Genomic DNA, 21,659 nt, shown 5'->3' with positions numbered 1-21,659 from the left:
ATAACACTAACAATTCTAAACATCTACTTCTCCCTTCCTAATATAATATAAATTGGCTCTATAATATTTGTAGTGGGTAAATCCCCTATGGATATTATGGAGCCTATTTTGTTGTAGAAAAAAAGTCCCATAAGATCTATAATGAAAAGCAACCAAACCATCATTAGAAAGAATCCTATGGAACAATTACATTTTATCACAAAACTACTCGATATCAAAGACCCTAATATCCAAATTATGGATATCGTTAATAGGGATAACCACAAAGAAATTATCTCTAAACTGGATTATGAGGCTCCACCTTGTCCTAATTGCAGAAGTCAAATGAAGAAATATGACTTTCAAAAACCGTCTAAGATTCCTTATCTTGAAACGACTGGTATGCCTACTAGAATTCTTCTTAGAAAGCGCCGTTTTAAGTGCTATCAGTGCTCAAAAATGGCGGTCGCTGAGACTTCTATAGTCAAGAAGAATCATCAAATTCCTCGTATCATCAACCAAAAGATTGCCCAGAAGCTAATTGAAAAAACTTCTATGACTGACATTGCCCATCAGCTGTCTATTTCAACTTCAACTGTCATTCGCAAGCTCAATGACTTCCGGTTTAAGCATGATTTTTCTAGCCTTCCTGAGATTATGTCTTGGGATGAATATGCCTTTACAAAGGGAAAAATGAGTTTCATTGCGCAAGATTTTGACAATCTCAATATCATCACTGTTCTTGAAGGTAGAACACAAGCTATCATAAGAAATCATTTTCTGCGCTACAATCGCGCTGTTCGTTGTCAGGTAAAAATCATTACTATGGATATGTTTAGCCCTTACTATGACTTGGCTAAACAGCTTTTTCCGTGTGCTAAAATCGTTCTTGATCGCTTTCACATTGTTCAACACTTGAGTCGTGCTATGAGTCGTGTGCGTGTTCAAATCATAAATCAGTTTGAACGAAAATCCCATGAATACAAGGCTATCAAACGCTATTGGAAGCTCATTCAACAAGATAGTCGTAAACTCAGCGATAAACGTTTTTATCGCCCTACTTTTCGCATGCACTTAACCAATAAAGAGATTCTAGACAAGCTTTTAAGCTATTCAGAAAACTTGAAACACCACTATCATCTCTATCAACTCTTGATTTTTCACTTTCAGAATAAGGAACCAGAGAAATTTTTCGGACTCATTGAGGACAATCTTAAGCTGGTTCATCCTCTTTTTCAGACTGTCTTTAAGACCTTTCTAAAGGACAAAGAGAAAATCATCAATGCCCTTCAGTTACCCTATTCCAACGCAAAATTGGAAGCGACCAATAATCTCATCAAACTTATCAAACGCAATGCCTTTGGTTTTCGGAACTTTGAAAACTTCAAAAAACGGATTTTTATCGCTCTGAACATCAAAAAAGAAAGGACGAAATTTGTCCTTTCTCGATCATAGCTTTTCTTCAACCCACTACAGTTGACAAAGAGCCTATAAATTGAAATAAATGAAACAAAAGAGACCACAAATGGGCATAACTTGTCGAATTGAAAGTTACCTTCCTCATTTGCAGTCTCGCCTAATATTACTCAGTAACGATCCACCATCTTCAATCTTTAATTAAATTATATCAAAAACCTGCTCAAATGTAAACCCTTACGAAGAACTTTTTTATTTTTTTTGAGTTTTTTTGAGCATATTTTTATCAAAAAATAAAACTGTAAACAAAATTAGAAAATAAGTGTTTATAGTGCAGAAAATTTCATCTCAATTAAAAAAACAAGTGTACTAATAAATCTATATTTTTTTGAAAGCTCCAAACCAAAATCCATTATTCCTAATAAACAACTCATCACCAAAAGCTCTAGTATGTTTTGAACCGATTTCTAATTTTACAAGACGCATAGGAGCCAATAATTCAATTAACTCACTTTCTGTATAAACTCTTTCTAACATTGAATCTAGTTTTCTACGTATATAACCTTTTTCTAGTAAAGAATTATCAGGAATTGCATCTCGGAAAATTCCATCTTTCCGTGGACAATAAAAATAATACATTCCTCCTGTTTTCAACATCCTTTTCACCTCTGAAAAATAGTTTTGTCTATCTTTTTCATCAACTATAAATGTAATCGCAGACATTATATCAAATATAGAATCGAAATGATTGTCAGGAAAATCTAAACCTTGGCCCACATCTGTCTGTGTTATATGACAATTAAATTGTGGAAATGACTTAGTCAATAATCGTTTTGCATTATCAGCGGCCTCCTTTGTTAAATCTACACCACAATAAGTATCCGCATAATGATTTTCAATTAAATAGTAAAGATTCCTTCCAAAACCACAACCAACTTCTAATACCCTACACTCATCGTTTTGAGTAACGATTTGATTTCTCAAAGAAAAAATCTTTTGAACTGCATCATTAGGAACTAAGCGTGTCTCTGTTTTTGATGATTGGGCATGTAATTCTTCCCATTTCTTGTGATTATCTTCATTTAAAACAAATGTATCCATTGAACTCTCCATATCTCATTATCGTTTCTACATGATGCAATCCAGCACTCTTTAACATTTCTTTATTTTCAGCATGAGTGTGGTTAATCATAACTCCCTCCAAGCTCAATTGCTTAGATAGAATTTCTTCTGGACTAAATCCATGTTCTTGCTTGAATTTAATATAATTGGAAACTATCAACTTATTTACCTTCGGATCTGTCATGATTTCTTTCTCAAATAGAATAAATGCTCCACCTTCAACTAAAGATTCATATATTTTTGATAAAATCTTTATTCTCTTGTCTGGAAGAATAAACTGAAGAAAATAATAGCTAATAATTAAATCGCTGGGTTCTAACCTGGCTTCCTCCACGGAGCTTGTTATAAATTCAAGCTCAGGAAATTTTGATTGTGCCACCTGATTCATTTCTGGAATCTCTTCTATCCCGATAAAACGAACTTCTTTTTTAGACTTGTGACGCTGGTATAATTTACCAATCAGGTTACCCGTTGCGGAGCCTAGCTCATAACATAAGGAATGGTCACGAATAAAAAAATCGCTTAGATGACAAACAAGGTCATGTCCTTCATCATATAAAGGAATGGATTGTCTAACATGCTCATCAAAATGTTGAGCTACACCATTACCAAAACTCCATTGTGTTCCATTTTGAATAACAATATCATTTCCAACTTCCATAGACTACTTCTCTTCTCCCTTGACTTTCCAGTTTACTAATACCAATGCTAACACAACCATCGAACCCCCAAGAACCAAATTTAATGTAAACGGCTCATGTAAGCCCATAATAGAAAAGATAGTTGAAAATACTGGAACTAAAAACAAGAAACTACTAGCTACTGTTGCTCCCCTTTGTCCTAGACTATAAAACCACAGTCCAAACGAACCAACAGACGCAGGAATAATTAACCATATAAACCAAACCCAGCCCCAAAATCCTAAATTTAGAAAGTTATAACTTTCATGCACAGGTATTGAGAATAAGTAAAGGAATACCCCACCTAATAACAATTGCCAAGCTGTAAATATCCATGGACCGTTATCAAAAGGAATTTTCTTGGTGACAACTGTATTGATTGACCAACAAAATGAACCAAGTAAAGCAAACAAAGCACCTAAACTAAACGCAGATACATCTAGTCCAATACAAGTAACAACTCCAGCCACACCTAATATTAAGGCACTTATCTTCTGAATAGTCAATGTATCTTTTAACAAAAAATGTGCTAAGAAAGCTAACCAAAGAGGATTCGTAAATAAGATAATGGAAGACATCGATGATGACACATCATGAGCTAGGGCAAGATTAAGAAATCCCATGGTTCCAGCTGTCTGTAAGAGCCCGATAGTCACAACCAATATAAACCCCTTTATCTTGCTACCTTGACTTTTAGGGATGATAGTCCCTCCCTTGCCAAATAAAAACGATAATACCAACATCACTAACCCAGCAATAATAAATCGAACACCCCCAAGTAATAATGGAGGAGTCTTTTCAACTACTATGAGATATTTCCCAGTTGGAAAAGACGACCCCATAAAAAGTGTGGTCAGTAATATAGAAATCAAAAAAATAAAATTTGAACCTCGTTTCATTTATTTCCCTTCTTTCAAAAGATATTGATGGTATTTTTTGTCTTTTATTCTACTCTTTTAAAAATGAATGTCAAGAGATTTATCAAAAAATTCCAAGATTATTTTTTTAAACTCCTATGTATTGAGAAAAAAACAAAAAAAGGCTATACTGGTAATTGTGGATAATGATTATCTTTTTATATGGAGGTACAAACATGCGATTGTCATCAGGTTGGGAACAGTCAGTCTATGTCTTACTCATGTTAAATCAGCTCCCTGAAGGAAAGTATATCAATACAATTTCCTTGAGTGAACGGCTAGAAGTTTCAGATTCTTATTTGAAAAAAATTATAAAACTATTAGACAACGAAGGGTTGGTTAAATCCGTTAGAGGGAAAAATGGAGGCGTTGCTCTTTCTAAACCCCTCAGCCAAATCACCTTTTACGATGTATTTGTAGCTATAGAAGGAAAAAATCGAATCTTTGAAAGTCAAAATCTTCTAAAAAAATTCTTAGGCAACAAGGAAAGTAAAAAGGCTAAAAGATGCGTCGTAACCAACTCTCTTGATATTATTGAAAATACTTTAGTTGCAACCCTGACTTCTATTACACTCAGCCAGGTAGCCCATCAATCTGAGATTAACTATGATTTAACCGATATCAGAAATTGGATCAATAAATGCCAAAACTAGCTGAAAAAAAATTCTTCAACTAGTTTTTATAAATCCTTGACAAATAATTTTACAAGGACTATACTATATTTGAAGATATAACATATCTTCTATGTCGTCAACAATGATCTTTCATTGCATACTTTTGGATAGCTAAAGAAAGAAGGTTCTTATGAAAGTTATTTTAGCTACTGACCAAGATGGTTTCCAACTGAAAGAAACCGTCAAACACTATCTGCTTCATTCTGGTTATGAAGTAATTGACCTCAACTCTACACAAGGTTCTGCGGATTTCGTTGATTCTACTGTCAATGCTATTACAGAGTTTAGAAAATATAAGCAAGCTCGTGCTATTCTTTTTGACAAGTTTGGACATTCTTTTATGCCTGCTAATAAGTTTAAAGGTATTATCTGCGCCGCTGTTTCCGATGAACACTCTGCCATGATGACTATTCGACACAATTCTACTCCAATCATTACAATTGGTTCTGGAATTACAGGTGATATTTTAGCAGTTGAAATAGTCAAAGCCTTTCTTGAGCACAACTATGATGCTGGTCGTCACCAAGTTCGAATTGATATGCTGAACAAGCTCTGCTAGGAGGTATTCCCATGAAAATTGCTCTCGGTTGTGATCACATCGTAACAGATGTGAAGATGAAGATTTCAAAACACCTAAAAGAACAAGGTCATGAAATCATTGATGTTGGTACTTATGATTTCGTCCGTACTCACTATCCTATTTATGGTCGCTTAATTGCAGAGGAGGTCGTCAATGGACGGGCTGACTTTGGAGTCGCCCTTTGCGGTACAGGTGTTGGAATTGCTGTATCTGCTGATAAAGTTCCTGGAACTCGAGTTGTACTTGTCGGAGATGTTGCGACTGCTCGTTCCGCTCGTGAAAATCTCAATGCTAATATTGTTGCTTTCGGTGGTGCAATCCTAGGTATCAATTTCATTAACAACATTGTAGATGAATTTATCAATACCAAGTACAAACCAAGTCCTGAAAAAGAGGAATTGATTGCGAAAATTGATAAACTATCTGAAGTGAGCCCAGATGTAGCTGCCAATGATCATATCTTCGATGAAGAGAATGCCAAGTGGGATCGTGGAGAATATCACGATTAACTTGTATTCCCTCTTATATATTTTATCTAACCTTGAGGATAACTAACTCAAGGTTGTTTTTATGTCATCAAAAAAGTCTAGAGATATTTCTATCCCTAGACTGGAGTTTTTTCGCAATCTGAGTACTACACGCGTTCTTTCCATGAAGTCGCTGTTGTTTGAAGAACTTTGTTGAGTTCGTCAATGTTTTCAAATCCAGTTGTGCGAAGCCATTCGCGAGCTGCTGCTTCACCATCTTTGATGTAAGCTTCAACTGATCCAGCCCATGTAGCACGGCCACAAAGAACTCCATTGAAGTTTGCACCTGATTCATGAGCAAATACAAGAGTATCTTGGAAGAGTTTAGCTGATACACCAGCACTCAAGTAGATGTATGGCAAGTTAGTTGCTTCATCTTGAGCTTTGAAGAAGGCTGCTGCTTCTTCACGTGTATAAACAACTTCACCTTCAGCGAAGCCTTCAACATATTTAATGTTAACAGGAACTTCTACTTTCAAGACATCAATGTTAAAGCGTGGGTCTGAGAAGACTTTCATAGCACCGATAACTTTATGTGGTTTTACTTTCGCATATTCTACAGAACCAGCGTCAGCAATTTTTTCATCGTAAGCAAGGATTTCAAGGAAGAATGGGATATCTTCAGCCACACACTCAGAACCGATACGCTCGATATAAGCTTGTTTTTCTTGGTTGAGTTCGTCTGAACTATCTACATCGTAGTAAAGCAAGAATTTAACTGCATCTGCACCTTCTTCTTTAATACGTTTTGCAGACCAAACATCCAAGCAGTCTGGCAAGCGTTTTGTGCTTGTTGTGTCATAACCTGTTTTTTCATAAGCAAGGAGAAGACCAGCTTTTTCATCAAGAGCTTTAGTTGCTGGAAGTCCATACTCAGGGTCAAGAAGCATAGATGAAGCGTATTTGGTCAATTCATCTGCTACCAAAACTTTAAGTTCTTCCATTTGAGCCACAGTTGGTTCTTCTGTTTGATGTTGAGCCATGAGGCGTTTCAAAGCACCACGTTGGTCAAAAGCAAGAGCTGAGATGATACCTTTTTCATCAGAAAGTTTTTCTAAGCGTGCACGTTTTTGTTCTGTTAAAGCCATTTTATACCTCTTTTACTATTAATTGATCATATAGAGCTTGATAGTTGGCCATGTTGACATGACCAGTCATTTTTTCTTGAGCATTGAGCATACCAAGGACATTTGCCTTGATGAGTAATTCTGCATCCGATTCTTTATGAAGAAGGCCTGAAGAAATCCCTGCTACAGTAGAATCTCCAGATCCAACAGGATTGACTACCTGAATTCTAGGAATATCTACCTTGTAGAAAATATCTCCATGTTTGGCAAAGGCACCGTTAGCACCAAGTGAAACGATAATCCATTCAATCCCTGCAAACAAAGGTTCTTGAAGTACTTCTTTTAATTCATCCAAATCCTCAGAAACTTCTCTACCTAGAAGCTGAGACAATTCCTCATTATTTGGTTTGATGACTGTTGGTTTATGTGGTGATTCAAGAACCGCCTGAAGTGCCGCACCTGAACAGTCCAAGACAACAGGCTTGCCAGCTTGATTAGCAAGTTCTACCAAGCTCGCATAGTAATCAACTGGAAGACCAGCTGGCAGACTACCTGAGATAGCTACTACTTCAACTGAGCCCAAGAGTTTTTTGAAATGATCCAAAAAGTCTTGACCTTCCTGTTCCAATACTTCAGGACCTTTTTCAAGAACTTCTGTTTGGTTGTCACCGTGGAGAATGGCAATACAGTTACGAGTTTCCCCCTGAATTGAGAAGAAATCTTTCTTTACTTGATCATCGATATTCTCAACCAAAAACTCACCAAGTTTGCCACCCACTAAACCAGTAGCAAGAACAGAATCCCCAAATTCTGAAAGTACTCGGGTAACATTGAGTCCCTTACCACCAGCCGTTTTGGTTACATCCACCACACGATTGACAGTATCAATCTTTAACTCATCCAAGGGATAGGAAATATCAATGGATGGGTTCATTGTGACTGTTAAAATCATAGGTCACCTCTTAGTCGTGGTATTCTCCGCGATCCCATTTTTCAAGGAATTCAGTGAAGAAGTTTGCGTCTGTTTGTCGATCATTGTGACTTTCAACGTGTTCAATTTTCGCAATCAATTTTTTGTTTTCTTCAGATGGTTTGTATTCAGCATGGATGAAAGCTTCGATGATATCACACATGAGCAATTCACCAGTAATTTTACCACCAAAACCGATAACATTGGCATTCAATTGTTCTTTAGCATAAAGGGCTGTTGTCATATCACGAACCAAGGCAGAGCGAACACCTGGGACTTTATTTACAGCGTTGTTGATACCAACACCAGTACCACAGATACATACCCCAAGATCAGCTTGACCGCTAGTTACAGCTTCCCCTACTTTTTTACCAAAGATTGGGTAGTGAGTACGTGTATGGTCATATGTACCAAAGTCAATGACTTCATATCCTTTTGATTTCAAAAATTCTGAAACCGCCATTTTTTCATCTGTTACGATGTGGTCACATCCAATTGCAATTCTCATTAGTTATTCCCTCCGATTAATTATATAAATCTAATATCATTTATCCCTACTCAAGAAAAATCAAGATTAGCTTAGGAAGCGAGCTGCAAGCATAACTGAGGTTAGCTAAAGTGAGCTGACGACAGATTATCTTGATTTTTGAAGAGTATTAGCACATTTTGTTCAACATGTCGACCCTAATTTGGTGACGTCCACCATCGTATTTACCGTTAACAAATCCTTTAGCAATGTTTTTAGCCAATTCATCACCAACAAGTTGCGCACCCATAGTGATCATACGTGAGTTGTTATGACCACGAGTCATATAAGCTGAACGTTCGTCAGATACTTCTGCAGCAACCATTCCTTTGATTTTAGTTGCAACCATGAATGGACCAGCTCCATAAGCATCAATCACGATACCAAGGTTTTGTTCTTCTTTATTTACTTCTGCAGCAACAGCAAGAGTCACATCAACAAAGTCTTGACCCTCAGCTGTAACATCCACAACGTGGAAGTTTTCTTTTTCCAAGAAGTCTTTCACAACTTCTTTCAATCTCAAACCTGCAGCATCTGCACCGATAACAATAGCCATATTGTTTCTCCTTTTTATTTTTTCTAGGCTAGTAAAACCTTTTATAGTTAGCAGTTTACCTACAAAAGGCTTTCCAGCAGTTTATTGACAAATTGGATTGAATGAGATGAAGAACACCTTATTCAAGTTTAGGAAATCAGTTTCCTAGAAATAATCCTTCTCCATGAAAGAGAATATAACAAGTGATTATTTGTTTGTTACAAACATCATTTGTTGCTTACAAACATAATATACTCCTATTTCTGGAAAAAGTCAACAGTTAATGTTTGTTTTTGTGTTTTTTTATCTAAAAGATTTCGATATCAAAACCAATTTGATCCACTTGACCAGGTTCTAGGAGACGAACATTCTTCTTATCTTCTAGATGATCTCCTTCTTCAAGGGATGTTGACAAGCCAGACCATGGTTCAAAAGCAATGAAAGGCCCCTTATTCAAAGTTGACCAGATAATGAGGTTTGGAAATTCTTCAAAGTGCACTTTCAATCCCTTATCATGTTTGTGGGAACGAAGGGCAATTGTTCTAGATTGCAATTCATCTAAGGTGACTGCATCTGTACTGAAAAGATCATATCTGAGATCGACTTCTTTTTGACCTTCTAGCCATGGACTTCTATCTTGGAAATCCAACATACCTGTTTCTGGGAAAGGACGTGGAACAGAGCAAGTCTCTTCTTTCTCAAACTCTAGATAATAATCTTCATAGACTTCATCATCCAGTAGAGGACAATTAAATCCTGGATGGCCACCAATAAAGTAAGGCATGACCTTGCTAGTTTCTTTATTAAAAATCTTGTATTGAGTCCGTACTGTTTTACCAGTAAGGCTATAAGTGATTTCTAGGCGAAAATGATAAGGATAGTTTTGATAGCTATTCTCATCATCTTCAATTGCAAAAGTTACACTCTTGTCTGTCTGTTCAACTAATTCAAATTCTTTCTTACGAACCAAACCATGACGTGGAATCTTTCCTTTGATTTCTTGTCCATTTTCATCTATATAAAGTGCTGTATCTTCTCTCAAAGAACCACAAATGGGGAAGAGAACAGGAGCTTGTCCACTCCAATAAGTGGCATCCCCTTGCCATAAATACTCCAGTCCCTCAGCATCTTTTATAGAAGAAAGAGCCCCACCAAAACTGTTAAATTCAACTCTTAATTGTTCTGATTTTAATTCAATTACCATTATTTTCTCCGATTTCTTGATAGTTTATAAAAAACTAGGCTGTCACTCCTATCAGGAAAATGACAACCTAGCTTTAACAATTTACATTTTATAGGAGTGCATTATTTTGCTTTTGCTGCGTACTCTTCGTTACGTTTGATCATTTGTTTTCTGTACCAAGCAAAGATACCGATATAGAATACAAGGAAGACTACTGCACCAAGGATTGCTTTGATATCACCAGTTGTAGTGTTACCAATTGTCCAACCAAGAAGTTTTTCGATTGGTCCTTCAAGAGTTGAGTGAGTAATCAATTGAGTTTGGCTCACACCTGCTGGGAAAGCACCTACACCTTTAGCAAGTTCTGTTGCAAATGGTGCGATAAGTGTACCTGAAAGAAGGAAGAGTGGCAACAAGAGTGTTCCGAAGATAATCATACGGAGCAATTTACCACGAGTTACAACCAAGAGAGCTGGAGTAACACCCATAGCGATGATACCTGCAAGTGGCAAGATACCATTTCCGACTTTTGAAAGAAGTACTGCTTCAACCAACATGATTGGTGCAAGTACGTTAGCACAAGCCCAAATTTCAGCACGACCAGCGATGAATGGCCAGTCAAGACCGATGTTAAACTTACGTCCTTCCAAACGTTTAGTAGCAACGTTTGTAATACCTTGTGAAAGTGGTTCTACGGCAGCGATGAACCAAGAACCGATTAGTGAGAAGAGTTCCAAAGCTACACCGGCTGTCAAACCAAGAGACAACCAACCTTTGATAACTTCTTGCCAGTCTGCAGCATCTTTAAGTCCTTCAACAGGATGTGGAGTACCCATCAAACCGATAACGATACCAAGGATGAAACCGATGAAGAATTTAGAACCCCAGAAACCGATTTTCTTGTTCAATTTAGCAGCATCAAAGTCATATTTATCAAGACCTGGGAAGAATTTTTCAAAAATCTTATCCAAAACCATGATAACTGGGTTCATCATGTAGTTCATGTGAGTTGAAGTCATTGGTGATGAACTTGGAGCGTTAAGAAGGTCATCAAATGTAGGTTTCATCAAGTCAGAGTTGATGATTTTAAGAACACCTACAAGGACAACTGCTGCAGTTGCGATGAAGAGAGAAACCCCTTGGCTAACTCCATTGTTGTCAGCATACCATTTAATCAAAAGACCTGTGATAGACAAGTGCCAGATATCGAAGATATCGACGTCAAGTGTATCAGTTTTCTTCATAGCAAGCATCACTACGTTGACAATCAACATGATGAGCAAGAAGTAAAGTGTCCAAGCAGATCCCCAAGTGATTGTAGCAAGTGGTGCCCAACCAACGTCAGTGATGTTCAATTGAATACCAGTATTTTCAACAAATTTTGCAAGTGATGCTGAAAAAGCACCATTTAGCATACCGATGATAGCACCGATACCAGTAAGAGCGATGGCAAGTTTAATACCACCTTCAAGCGCTTTGGAGAATTTCACTCCAAATAGTAGAGCCAATACTGTCAAAATGATCAGCATGATGATTGGTCCACCCATATCCAAGATAGGTTTGAACAGCTTATTGGCTAGTTCGATAATGACATCCATAATAGTTCCTCCCTTTTTATAGTTATATGAATGTTAACAAATTAAAATTAGCTTAATCCGTGTTCTTTGATAGCTGCTTCAATATTGTCAAATACTGGAGCACTCATAGCTGGGATACGGAATAAGATTGGTCCAGCTTCGATAACTGGAATACCTGGGTCAAAACCAAGATCTGTAGCAGCAATTGGTGTAAAGATGTCATAACCTTTGATAAGGTCTTCGTTGACGTCTTTTACCATAACAGCATCACAGTGAACATCGTAACCACGGTTTGAAAGTTCTTCTTCAAGAGCACTTTTAATTTGGTGGCTTGAGTTAACACCTGCACCGCAGGCAGCTAGAATTTTAATCATATGGATTTCCTCCGATTTAATATTTTTAATAGACAAGATTATGCAGTTGCTTCAGCTATATAAGCATAGATAGCTTCTGGTTCAGAAATTTTAGCCAAATCTTCCAAATGAGCATTTCCTGTAAAGAAGTCCATCAACTGAGCAAGAATATTCGTTTGACTTGAACTTGAGTTATTAATGATAAAGAAGAGCAAGGATACTTCTACTTCCTTATCAGGCGCAATCATATTGTGGAAAGTCACTGGTTTTTCTAATCGAACGACCACAACCTTTTCGGCTAGATTATGAACAATATCTGTATGAGGAATAGCCACATTCGGCAAATCCTTACCCAAAAATTCCATATCTAAGCCAGTTGGAAATGACTTTTCACGAGTGATCAAGGCTTCACGATAGGTTGGAGTCACGATTTTTCGTTCTTCCAATAAAGTTGCAACCTGATCAAAGAGATGTTCTTGATTATCCGCTTCTAAGCAAAACACAAGGTTTTTGTCAAAGAAATGATCTAATCCCATAAGGTTTTCCCTTCTTTCCATTAACTTTATACTATAAGTATAACACTATATGAAATCGTTGTCAATGATTTTCTGTTCTTTTTTGTCTCTTTTTTTATATTTTTGTTGTTTTTATAGTTCTACTTATTAAAACAAACACATAAACAAACATAGCAAACATTTTTTGTTTTAGAAACTAAAAAAACAGACCATTAAAGCCTGCTTTACTATTGATTCTGATATAAATTTCCTGTGAACAAGGAAAAGCAATTATGACAATTATTCTTCATCCATACTCAAGACACTGAGGAAGGCTTCTTGTGGAACTTCTACTGATCCGATAGCTTTCATACGCTTCTTACCAGCTTTTTGTTTTTCAAGCAGTTTACGTTTACGAGAAACGTCACCACCATAACATTTAGCAAGTACGTTCTTACGAAGGGCCTTGATATCAGTACGAGCGACAATCTTATGTCCAATTGCTGCTTGGATTGGAACTTCAAATTGTTGACGAGGAATGATTTTCTTAAGTTTATCAACGATGAGTTTTCCACGTTCGTAGGCAAAATCCTTGTGAACGATAAAGCTAAGGGCATCCACCTTGTCTCCGTTGAGAAGGATATCCATTTTCACTAGCTTAGATGGGCGATATTCTGACAATTCATAGTCAAAACTTGCATAACCACGTGTCGAAGACTTAAGTTTATCAAAGAAGTCAAAGACGATTTCAGCAAGTGGAATTTGATAGATAACATTAACACGGTTATCATCAATATAGTCCATAGTCACAAAGTCCCCACGCTTACGCTGAGCTAGCTCCATCACTGCTCCAACAAACTCTTGCGGTACCATGATTTGCGCTTTAACATATGGCTCTTCAATGGTCGCAATCTTGGTTGGGTCTGGGAACTCAGATGGATTCGACACATCCATAGACTCACCATCGGTCAAATTAACCTTATAAATAACAGACGGAGCTGTCATGATAAGATCGATATTAAACTCACGCTCTAAACGTTCTTGGATAACATCCATATGGAGAAGTCCAAGAAATCCACAACGGAAACCAAATCCAAGTGCCTGAGATGTTTCTGGTTCAAACTGAAGACTAGCATCATTCAGTTGCAATTTTTCAAGGGCTTCACGTAGGTCATTGTACTTGTTTGATTCGATTGGGTAGAGACCCGCAAAGACCATAGGATTCATCTGTTTGTAGCCATGTAATGGCTCAGCCGCAGGATTAGTTGCCAAGGTAACGGTATCACCCACACGAGTGTCTTGAACCGTCTTGATAGAAGCCGCAATATAACCAACGTCCCCAGTCGCAAGGAAATCACGACCAACTGCCTTAGGGGTAAAAATTCCAACCTCAGTCACATCAAAAGTCTTGCCATTGCTCATAAGCTGAATCTTATCGCCAGGTTTGACCACCCCATCCATGACACGCACTTGGAGGATAACCCCACGGTAGGCATCGTAAACAGAGTCGAAAATCAAGGCCTTAAGTGGCGCCGTCACATCACCCGTTGGTGCTGGCACTTTTTCCACGATTTGCTCGAGAATTTCTTCGATACCAATACCAGCCTTGGCAGAAGCCAATACTGCTTCACTGGCATCCAAACCAATGACATCTTCAATCTCTGTACGCACGCGCTCAGGATCTGCAGCTGGCAGATCAATCTTGTTAATGACTGGCATGATTTCCAAATCATTATCCAAGGCCAAATAAACGTTGGCAAGGGTTTGAGCCTCAATCCCTTGGGCAGCATCGACCACCAAAATCGCTCCCTCACAGGCAGCTAGCGAACGTGAAACTTCATAGGTGAAGTCTACGTGCCCCGGCGTGTCAATCAAGTGGAAAATATAAGTTTCCCCATCTTTATCAGTATAATTCAGCTCGATGGCATTCAACTTAATGGTAATCCCACGTTCCCGCTCTAGATCCATGCTGTCCAAAAGTTGAGCTTGCATTTCACGACTTGAAACCGTCTCTGTTTTTTCCAAAATGCGGTCTGCTAGAGTTGATTTCCCGTGGTCAATATGGGCGATAATAGAGAAGTTACGGATCTTCTCCTGTCGTTTTTTCAATTCTTCTAAGTTCATGATTCTCTTCCTTTCAGGGTATCTATTTATTATAAATTGTTTTTGACATTTTGACAAGACCATACCCTGCTAGGAGTACTAATCTTCAGCGACAAAGCCGTCATTTTCAATAAAGTGATGTTCTGTCATTCCTTTGTCTGTAAAGACAATCCCGTGAAGGACACCACCATAAACAGCTCCTCCGTCCATCCCAATCTTGCCATCTTCTGTAGTCCAAAGCTCAGCAGTACCACGCTCTTGCTTCAGCAAACCATAAACCGGTGTATGTCCAAAGACAATGGTTTTTCCAGTATGATTTTCTGCTTCATGGAATGGTTTTCTAAGCCAGACTTTCTTGTAATCTGTGGTTTCATGCCAGTCGTCCAAGGTCAAATCAATACCTGCGTGAACAAAGATATACTTGTCTGTCTCTACCACAAAAGGCATTTGACGAATGAATTCGACCAAGTCTGCTGCTTCGGTAGCAACACGCTTGGCATCTTCTACCCCATCAACTGGGGCATCCAAAGGTCGACCTAGGATAGAGTTAATGGTTGTATCTCCACCATTACGACGATAGTGATCATAACTTTCTTCTGGGTCATCTAGCCAAGTCAAAAACATATACTCGTGATTTCCTGACAAACAGATAGCCCCTTGATTATCCACTAAATCCTTGACCATTTCTAGAACACGGCGACTATCTTCACCACGGTCAATCAAGTCCCCTAGAAAGAGCAACTGGGTCTGACCATCCCATGTTTTGAGAAGGTCTTCTAGCATCCCAGCTTTTCCATGAACATCTCCAATTACATAATAGTCTGTCATCTTATTTCTCCCTACTTCTCAACAATTCTCTAGCTTGCGTCAGGGCAGCTTCTGTCACATCATCACCTGCCAACATCTTGGCAACTTCCTCCACTCGCTCTTCAACCGTCAAAAGACGAACAGTCGAAACTGTTGAATGGTCATTGCTAATCTTCTCAATAAAGAATTGATAATCTGCAATCGCAATCACTTGTGGCAAATGGGAAATAGCCAGAACCTGACCATGTTGGCCAATCTTGTGAATCTTCTGCGCAATAGCCTGAGCTACACGACCTGAAACTCCCGTATCCACCTCATCAAAGACTATACTTGTCTTGCCCTCTTTACGAGAAAAGGCAGATTTAATAGCTAGCATGAGGCGAGACAACTCCCCACCAGATGCAACCTTGACCAAGGGTTTAAAGTCTTCGCCAGGGTTGGTTGAAATGTAAAACTCAACCATTTCATTTCCCTCACGGCTGAATTTTCCCTTGCTAAAACGAACCTGAAACTGGGCTTTTTCCATATAAAGGTCCTGCAGTTCTTGTTTAATCTCAGCTTCAAGCTGCTGAGCTAAATCATGACGAGCAGAGGCAAGCTGACCTGCCAAATCAACAAGATTGACTTCCAATTTCTTGAGCTCGGCTTCCATGTCCTCAGACGAAAGATTATTGCCTGTCAAGAGATTGTATTCTTCCGTAATCTTAGCAAAATAAAGCAAGACATCGTCCACAGTCCCACCGTACTTGCGGGTAATAGTATGAAGGAGGTCCAAACGATTCTCAACCTGCATGAGACGATTACCGTCAAAATCAAGGTCCTCAATGATGGCCTCTAAACGTTTGCTAATATCTTCTAAAACATAGTAGGTCTCAGATAGAGAGCTTGAAATTTCACGATATTCAGGGTCATACTCTTCGACACTTTCCATGTCATTCATGGCTGAACGAACATTGGCCAGACTTGAAAAATCTTCATTGTCCAACATACTATAGGCATTGGTTAGGGTATCCGCTATATTTTTATGGTTGAGAAGTTTATCACGCTCTTGATTGAGAGCCAGATCTTCTCCAGCTTGCAAGTTTGCAGCCTCAATCTCTGCCATTTGAAATTCCAACATTTCAATACGTGCCTTGTGTTCCTGTTGGTTTTTCTTGACTTCCAGAACCTGCTTGCGCATTTTTCGATAGGCATCAAAACTCGTTTGATAGGTTTCTTTTAAATCCCAAAAATCTGCATCACCGAATTCATCCAACATCTGGATATGCAGTTGTGGACGCATTAACTCTTCTTGGTCATGCTGACCATGTATATCCACCAGATGTTGCCCAATAGCACGCAAAACAGACAGATTAACCATCTGGCCATTGACACGGCTGATACTACGACCATTTTGCAAGATTTCTCGACGGATGATAATTTCATCCCCCATTTCCAACCCTTGCTCATCAAAAATTTCCTGTAAAAGGCGACTATTCTCAACTGAGAAAAGCCCCTCTATCTCTGCCTTTGGCGCACCATGACGAATAACATCTGTCGTAGCACGAGCTCCTAACATCATATTCATGGCATCAATGATAATTGACTTCCCTGCACCCGTTTCACCAGTCAGGACAGTCATCCCCTTTTCAAAATTGAGGGAAATAGCCTCAATAATGGCAAAGTTTTTTATCGAAATTTCAAGTAACATATAGACCTACCAATTATTTACTTGTTCAAAGATTTCCTCAGCTAGACTTTCACTTCTGGCAATAACTAAAATCGAGCTATCATCAGCCAAACAGCTAAAAATCTTGTCCGAAAAAGTCTCGATTAACTGAGCTTTTACAAAAGCTGTATTTCCTGGAATCACTTGGAGATTGATCATCTTATCCATCAATTCTGCCGATTCGATATTGTCTTCAGCCAGTTGCAAACTTTTCACGATTGATTTTGGCAATTCATAGACATAGGTATTGTCTCTCAAAGGAATTTTGACAATCCCCAGTTCTTTGATATCTCGGGATACCGTTGCCTGAGTGGCAGTGATCCCTGCCTCTTTCAAATGTTCTACAATTTCTTCTTGTGTACCGATTTGATAATCTGTCACAAATCGTCTAATTTTTTCAAGTCTCTCTTTTTTATTCATTTTTAAATTGACTATGCGCCCTCTCTACTACTTCTTCAATTTCAGCAAGAACCTGATTGCTTGCTGACTCTTCTTTTTTCAAATATGCTAAAAATTCAATATTTCCATGTCCGCCTTGGATGGGAGAAAAGTCCAAACCAAGGACTGAAAAGCCTTCCTCTACTGCCATGGTTGTGACAGATTCAAGGACATTCTGATGAACTTTAGCATCACGAATGATTCCATTTTTCCCAATCTGCTCACGCCCTGCCTCAAACTGGGGCTTAACCAGAGCCACAACCTGACCTTGTTCAGCCAAGACACGGTGCAAGGCCGGCAAAATCAGACTGAGGGAAATGAAACTCACATCAATACTGGCAAATCTCGGTTCCTGCTCGAAATCAGTCTTTTCAGCATAGCGGAAATTGAACTGCTCCATGCTGACAACCCTTGGGTCTTGGCGTAATTTCCAAGCCAACTGATTGGTACCAACATCAACTGCAAAGACTAACTCAGCACCATTTTGCAGCATAACATCGGTAAAGCCACCAGTAGAGGCCCCGATATCAATCGTTGTAGCTCCTTCCACTGACAAATCAAAGACCTGCAAGGCCTTTTCTAATTTCAAGCCACCACGGCTGACATACTTGAGTTTCTCCCCCTTGAGTTTTAGCTCGGTGTCATCTGGAATTTTCTCTCCTGGCTTGTCAAACCGTTCTCCATTAAGGACTGCTACGACTAGGCCAGCCATTACACCACGCTTGGCCTGCTCTCGCGTTTCAAACAAGCCCTGTTTATAAGCTAGTACATCCACTCTTTCCTTAGCCATTGATTCTCAAACTTTCTACTACACTTACAATCGATTCTATTTCAAAGGGAACCTGCTGGGCAATTTCTTCTAATTTGGCATTAGCTTGATCCAGAGTTTGGTTACAAAAGGCAATAGCTTCTTCCAAGCCCAACAAGGCTGGATAGGTTGACTTTTCTGCCTGCAAGTCCTTTTGGGGTGTCTTACCGATTTCCTCAAAACTAGCTGTCACATCCAACACATCGTCTCTGACCTGAAAAGCAAGCCCAATCAATTCACCTACAGTTTTAAGTTTTGCCTGCATCTCAGGTGCCAATTCGGCTATAATAGCAGCTGCTTGGAAGGGATAGGCTAGTAGTTTTCCAGTCTTATTAGCATGAATAGTCTGGAGTTCTTCCAAAGACAAATGCTGGTGTTCACCTTCCATATCCAAAACTTGCCCTGCCACCATGCCTAGACTTCCTGAAGCAAGAGATAAATTGGCAATCAAGTCTACCTTTATCTGACTTGGCAAATCTGCCTGCGCTATCAAGGCATAAGGATCTAGGAACAAGGCATCTCCTGCCAAAATAGCCATTGCTTCTCCAAATTTCTTGTGGTTGGTCAAGTGTCCCCGACGGTAATCGTCATCATCCATGGCAGGAAGATCATCGTGAATCAAGCTCCCTGTATGAATCATTTCCAAGGCCGCAGCCACCTGCGCGTGAGCAGGTTTGATGGCAATATGCAAGGCTTCCAAAACTTCTAACAAGAGAAAAGGTCGAATACGCTTGCCACCAGCATGAATGGAATAGAGAACAGACTCTCGCAAACTAGAGGCAAACTGCTGGTCTCCATAAAAATCTTCCAAGGCCGACTCGACAAGAGCTAATTTTTCTTGCTTCTTCATTCAAAATCACTTTCTGTTCCGTCTTCTTGCATGACCTTGACCAAAGTCTTTTCAGCCTTGTCCAACGTCGCTTGGAGCTCTTTTGACAAGACCATGCCCTTTTGAAAGGCCGCAATCGCATCTTCCAGAGCAATTTCACCATTTTCCAAACTTTGGACAATGGTCTCCAGTTCTGCTAGATTTTCCTCAAATTTCTTTTGTTTTGACATCTTTAACCTCTAATTCTACTCGACCATCTCGCATCAAAAGCGTCACTTGGTCTGTTTTCTTTAAATTCTCAACCGAATCGACTACTGACTCTTCTTTTTTGACAATAGCATAACCACGCGCCACGATTCGACTGGTATCCAACATCAACAAGGCTTCTGAAAGTCGCTTCACTTCAGCAACCTTGGCATCATAAACCAGTGCCATCTGGCTACGGAGGAGCTTATCCAACTGGCCTAGACGGTCTTGATAACGTTGAATTTTGGTAACAGGTGATAATTGGATTAGTTGATGGGTCCTTGCTTGTACTAGCTGTTTGTTATCAGAAATCCGTGTACGCAAACTTTGTTTTAAGCGCAGTTGCAGTTGATCCAAGCGTTGCAAATAACCATCATACAAGCGCTCTGGTTGTCTAAAAATAACAGACTGACTGCATTTTTTTAAAGCTTCTTGTTTCTTCGATAGGACACTTCGGACTGCTGTTGCCATCCGTTTTTCTTGATTTTGCAAATGAGCTAATAGATCCAACTTAGTCACAGGTGTTGCCAGTTCAGCTGCAGCTGTTGGCGTCGCAGCCCGTCTATCTGCAACAAAATCTGCCAAGGTCACATCCGTCTCATGTCCCACACTAGAAATAACTGGCAAACGAGACTCAAAAATAGCTCGTACCACAATTTCCTCATTAAAAGCCCAGAGATCCTCTATGGAACCTCCGCCACGACCAATAATCAGCAAGTCCAAATCGTTCCGTCGATTAGCACGCGCAATATTTCGAGCAATTTCCTCCGCAGAACCCTCACCTTGAACCTTAGTCGGATATAGAAGAATGTCGACACCTGGAAAGCGCCTGCTGACGGTCGTGATAATATCTCGAATAACAGCTCCACTGCGACTGGTCACCACACCAATCCTCTTAGAAAATTGGGGCAGAGATTGCTTGAATCGTTCTTGAAACAGACCTTCTTCCGTCAATTTTTTCTTGAGTTGTTCAAACTGAATCGCAAGCGCACCAACTCCATCAGGCTCAGCTTTTTCAATGATGATGGAGTAGCTACCACTTGGTTCATAGACCTGCACACGCCCAATCACATTGATTTTCATCCCTTCTTCCAGGTCGAAACCTAATTTCTGATAAACCCCAGACCAGATGGTCGCTTGAATGACTGCATGGTCATCCTTTAGGGAGAAATATTGGTGAGTAGGTCGTTTACGAAAGTTGGAAACTTGACCAGTTAAATAGACCCGTTCCAAGTAAGGGTCTTTATCGAATTTCATTTTCAGATACTTGGTCAAAGTTGTTACCGATAAATACTTTTCCATCTCCACCTACTATTCATTTTCTTGCTCTTTCATAGGTATTATTATACCAAAAATATGCCTAAAAATCTCCATTTATGTACCATTATGAGGGAAAAATAAAAAAAGGAGGCAAGGCCTCCACATCTGATTATTTGCTGTTTCGAGCTTCTTCCAAAATCTTAGCAATCTTGGTCGTCAAAAGGTCGATAGCCACGGTATTGCTGACTCCCTCAGGAATGACGATATCCGCATAACGCTTGGTTGGTTCGATAAACTGATGGTACATAGGTTTGACCACACCTAAATACTGGTCAATAACGCTATCAAGGCTACGGCCACGCTCTTCCATATCGCGCTTGATACGACGAATAATGCGCACATCGTCATCCGTATCCACAAAAATCTTGATATCCATCAAATCGCGCAGACGCTTGTCCTCCAAGACCAAAATCCCCTCAACGATAAAGACATCTTGAGGCTCTTGACGATAGGTCTTGCTACTTCGTGTATGCTCTGTATAGTCATAGGTCGGGATGTCCACTGGACGCCCTGCCAACAATTCCTTGATCTGCTCAATCATCAAGTCCGTATCAAAGGCAAAAGGATGGTCGTAGTTGGTTTTGATACGCTCTTCAAAGGTCAAGTGAGACTGATCCTTGTAGTATGAATCATGCTCAATCATGGAAATCTTTTCATCAGGAAAATGCGATAAAATGGCTCTTGAAACACTGGTCTTACCACCACCAGAACCACCTGTCACTCCGATAATGATTGGTCTATTTTGCATGCTATCCTCCGTTTTTTTATCCGTCGTCTATTCTATCACATTTTTTATAAAA

The 21,659-nt window shown here is 39.3% G+C and carries 24 protein-coding genes; 4 read left to right on the top strand and 20 right to left on the bottom strand.

The window, feature by feature from the left end:
- Positions 1–177 precede the first annotated feature (177 nt).
- Positions 178–1,434 (top strand): ISL3 family transposase, encoded by a 1,257-nt coding sequence (locus tag RWP09_RS07500; protein ID WP_314436002.1) that lies wholly within the window; start codon positions 178–180, stop codon positions 1,432–1,434.
- Between the two features lie 339 nt (positions 1,435–1,773).
- On the opposite strand, the gene RWP09_RS07495 is transcribed toward RWP09_RS07500, so the two are convergent.
- Genes RWP09_RS07495 through RWP09_RS07485 form a run of 3 tightly spaced genes read right to left on the bottom strand, consistent with a single transcriptional unit; the run spans position 1,774 to position 4,096 of the window.
- Complete coding sequence (locus RWP09_RS07495) at positions 1,774–2,496, bottom strand: class I SAM-dependent methyltransferase (RefSeq protein WP_314436000.1); 723 nt, start codon at positions 2,494–2,496, stop codon at positions 1,774–1,776.
- On the bottom strand, positions 2,474–3,178 hold the full coding sequence (locus RWP09_RS07490) for a methyltransferase domain-containing protein (protein WP_314435998.1): 705 nt from the start codon (positions 3,176–3,178) through the stop codon (positions 2,474–2,476). Before RWP09_RS07490 ends, RWP09_RS07495 begins: the two co-directional genes overlap by 23 nt.
- Before the next feature lie 3 nt (positions 3,179–3,181).
- Positions 3,182–4,096: a DMT family transporter gene (locus tag RWP09_RS07485; RefSeq protein ID WP_042901036.1), complete on the bottom strand. Its 915-nt coding sequence runs from the start codon at positions 4,094–4,096 to the stop codon at positions 3,182–3,184.
- 194 nt (positions 4,097–4,290) lie between these two features.
- On the opposite strand from RWP09_RS07485, the gene RWP09_RS07480 reads away from it, so the two are divergent.
- The 3 genes from RWP09_RS07480 to lacB (RWP09_RS07470) all read left to right on the top strand — a co-directional run bounded on the left by RWP09_RS07480 (position 4,291) and on the right by lacB (RWP09_RS07470) (position 5,877).
- Positions 4,291–4,767: an Rrf2 family transcriptional regulator gene (locus RWP09_RS07480; protein WP_001239966.1), complete on the top strand. Its 477-nt coding sequence runs from the start codon at positions 4,291–4,293 to the stop codon at positions 4,765–4,767.
- A 151-nt stretch (positions 4,768–4,918) separates the two neighbouring features.
- Positions 4,919–5,347: a galactose-6-phosphate isomerase subunit LacA gene (lacA, locus tag RWP09_RS07475; protein ID WP_000864629.1), complete on the top strand. Its 429-nt coding sequence runs from the start codon at positions 4,919–4,921 to the stop codon at positions 5,345–5,347.
- 11 nt (positions 5,348–5,358) lie between these two features.
- The gene (gene lacB, locus RWP09_RS07470; protein ID WP_000684751.1) at positions 5,359–5,877 is read left to right on the top strand and encodes a galactose-6-phosphate isomerase subunit LacB; all 519 of its coding nucleotides are present in this window, start codon (positions 5,359–5,361) and stop codon (positions 5,875–5,877) included.
- 125 nt (positions 5,878–6,002) lie between these two features.
- On the opposite strand, the gene lacD is transcribed toward lacB (RWP09_RS07470), so the two are convergent.
- The 17 genes from lacD to udk form a co-directional block, all read right to left on the bottom strand.
- Complete coding sequence (gene lacD / locus RWP09_RS07465; protein ID WP_033688762.1) at positions 6,003–6,983, bottom strand: tagatose-bisphosphate aldolase; 981 nt, start codon at positions 6,981–6,983, stop codon at positions 6,003–6,005.
- A gap of 1 nt (position 6,984) precedes the next feature.
- The gene (locus RWP09_RS07460; protein ID WP_314435989.1) at positions 6,985–7,914 is read right to left on the bottom strand and encodes a tagatose-6-phosphate kinase; all 930 of its coding nucleotides are present in this window, start codon (positions 7,912–7,914) and stop codon (positions 6,985–6,987) included.
- A 10-nt stretch (positions 7,915–7,924) separates the two neighbouring features.
- On the bottom strand, positions 7,925–8,440 hold the full coding sequence (lacB, locus tag RWP09_RS07455) for a galactose-6-phosphate isomerase subunit LacB (RefSeq protein WP_001216914.1): 516 nt from the start codon (positions 8,438–8,440) through the stop codon (positions 7,925–7,927).
- Positions 8,441–8,588: 148 nt separating this feature from the next.
- Positions 8,589–9,014 (bottom strand): galactose-6-phosphate isomerase subunit LacA, encoded by a 426-nt coding sequence (gene lacA, locus RWP09_RS07450; protein WP_001018896.1) that lies wholly within the window; start codon positions 9,012–9,014, stop codon positions 8,589–8,591.
- Between the two features lie 286 nt (positions 9,015–9,300).
- Positions 9,301–10,197, bottom strand: coding sequence for an aldose 1-epimerase family protein (locus tag RWP09_RS07445; protein WP_314435986.1), 897 nt, complete (start codon positions 10,195–10,197; stop codon positions 9,301–9,303).
- A gap of 101 nt (positions 10,198–10,298) precedes the next feature.
- A complete protein-coding gene (locus RWP09_RS07440; RefSeq protein WP_314435984.1) occupies positions 10,299–11,774 on the bottom strand; it encodes a PTS galactitol transporter subunit IIC in 1,476 nt (491 codons plus the stop codon).
- A gap of 47 nt (positions 11,775–11,821) precedes the next feature.
- Positions 11,822–12,127, bottom strand: coding sequence for a PTS sugar transporter subunit IIB (locus RWP09_RS07435; RefSeq protein WP_000590549.1), 306 nt, complete (start codon positions 12,125–12,127; stop codon positions 11,822–11,824).
- Positions 12,128–12,165: 38 nt separating this feature from the next.
- The gene (locus RWP09_RS07430; protein WP_314435981.1) at positions 12,166–12,642 is read right to left on the bottom strand and encodes a PTS sugar transporter subunit IIA; all 477 of its coding nucleotides are present in this window, start codon (positions 12,640–12,642) and stop codon (positions 12,166–12,168) included.
- A 258-nt stretch (positions 12,643–12,900) separates the two neighbouring features.
- Positions 12,901–14,724, bottom strand: a complete 1,824-nt coding sequence (gene lepA, locus RWP09_RS07425) for a translation elongation factor 4 (protein ID WP_261805351.1) — start codon at positions 14,722–14,724, stop codon at positions 12,901–12,903.
- A 78-nt stretch (positions 14,725–14,802) separates the two neighbouring features.
- A complete protein-coding gene (locus tag RWP09_RS07420; RefSeq protein WP_314435974.1) occupies positions 14,803–15,531 on the bottom strand; it encodes a metallophosphoesterase family protein in 729 nt (242 codons plus the stop codon).
- Position 15,532: 1 nt separating this feature from the next.
- On the bottom strand, positions 15,533–17,200 hold the full coding sequence (gene recN, locus RWP09_RS07415; protein ID WP_314435971.1) for a DNA repair protein RecN: 1,668 nt from the start codon (positions 17,198–17,200) through the stop codon (positions 15,533–15,535).
- A gap of 6 nt (positions 17,201–17,206) precedes the next feature.
- A complete protein-coding gene (locus RWP09_RS07410) occupies positions 17,207–17,638 on the bottom strand; it encodes an arginine repressor (protein WP_033688757.1) in 432 nt (143 codons plus the stop codon).
- Positions 17,631–18,446, bottom strand: coding sequence for a TlyA family RNA methyltransferase (locus RWP09_RS07405; protein ID WP_314435969.1), 816 nt, complete (start codon positions 18,444–18,446; stop codon positions 17,631–17,633). The genes RWP09_RS07410 and RWP09_RS07405 overlap by 8 nt, the downstream gene beginning before the upstream one ends.
- A complete protein-coding gene (locus RWP09_RS07400; protein ID WP_314435966.1) occupies positions 18,439–19,314 on the bottom strand; it encodes a farnesyl diphosphate synthase in 876 nt (291 codons plus the stop codon). Before RWP09_RS07400 ends, RWP09_RS07405 begins: the two co-directional genes overlap by 8 nt.
- On the bottom strand, positions 19,311–19,523 hold the full coding sequence (locus tag RWP09_RS07395) for an exodeoxyribonuclease VII small subunit (RefSeq protein ID WP_000043226.1): 213 nt from the start codon (positions 19,521–19,523) through the stop codon (positions 19,311–19,313). The genes RWP09_RS07400 and RWP09_RS07395 overlap by 4 nt, the downstream gene beginning before the upstream one ends.
- On the bottom strand, positions 19,501–20,841 hold the full coding sequence (gene xseA, locus RWP09_RS07390; protein ID WP_314435963.1) for an exodeoxyribonuclease VII large subunit: 1,341 nt from the start codon (positions 20,839–20,841) through the stop codon (positions 19,501–19,503). Before xseA ends, RWP09_RS07395 begins: the two co-directional genes overlap by 23 nt.
- A 127-nt stretch (positions 20,842–20,968) precedes the next feature.
- Positions 20,969–21,607: a uridine kinase gene (udk, locus tag RWP09_RS07385; RefSeq protein WP_001181365.1), complete on the bottom strand. Its 639-nt coding sequence runs from the start codon at positions 21,605–21,607 to the stop codon at positions 20,969–20,971.
- Positions 21,608–21,659: the final 52 nt, after the last annotated feature.

The sequence above is a fragment of the uncultured Streptococcus sp. genome, from assembly GCF_963521255.1.
In the GTDB taxonomy this organism is placed as follows: domain Bacteria; phylum Bacillota; class Bacilli; order Lactobacillales; family Streptococcaceae; genus Streptococcus.
Note: the sequence above shows the minus strand (reverse complement) of the source record. Positions and strands in the feature narration are given on the sequence as shown.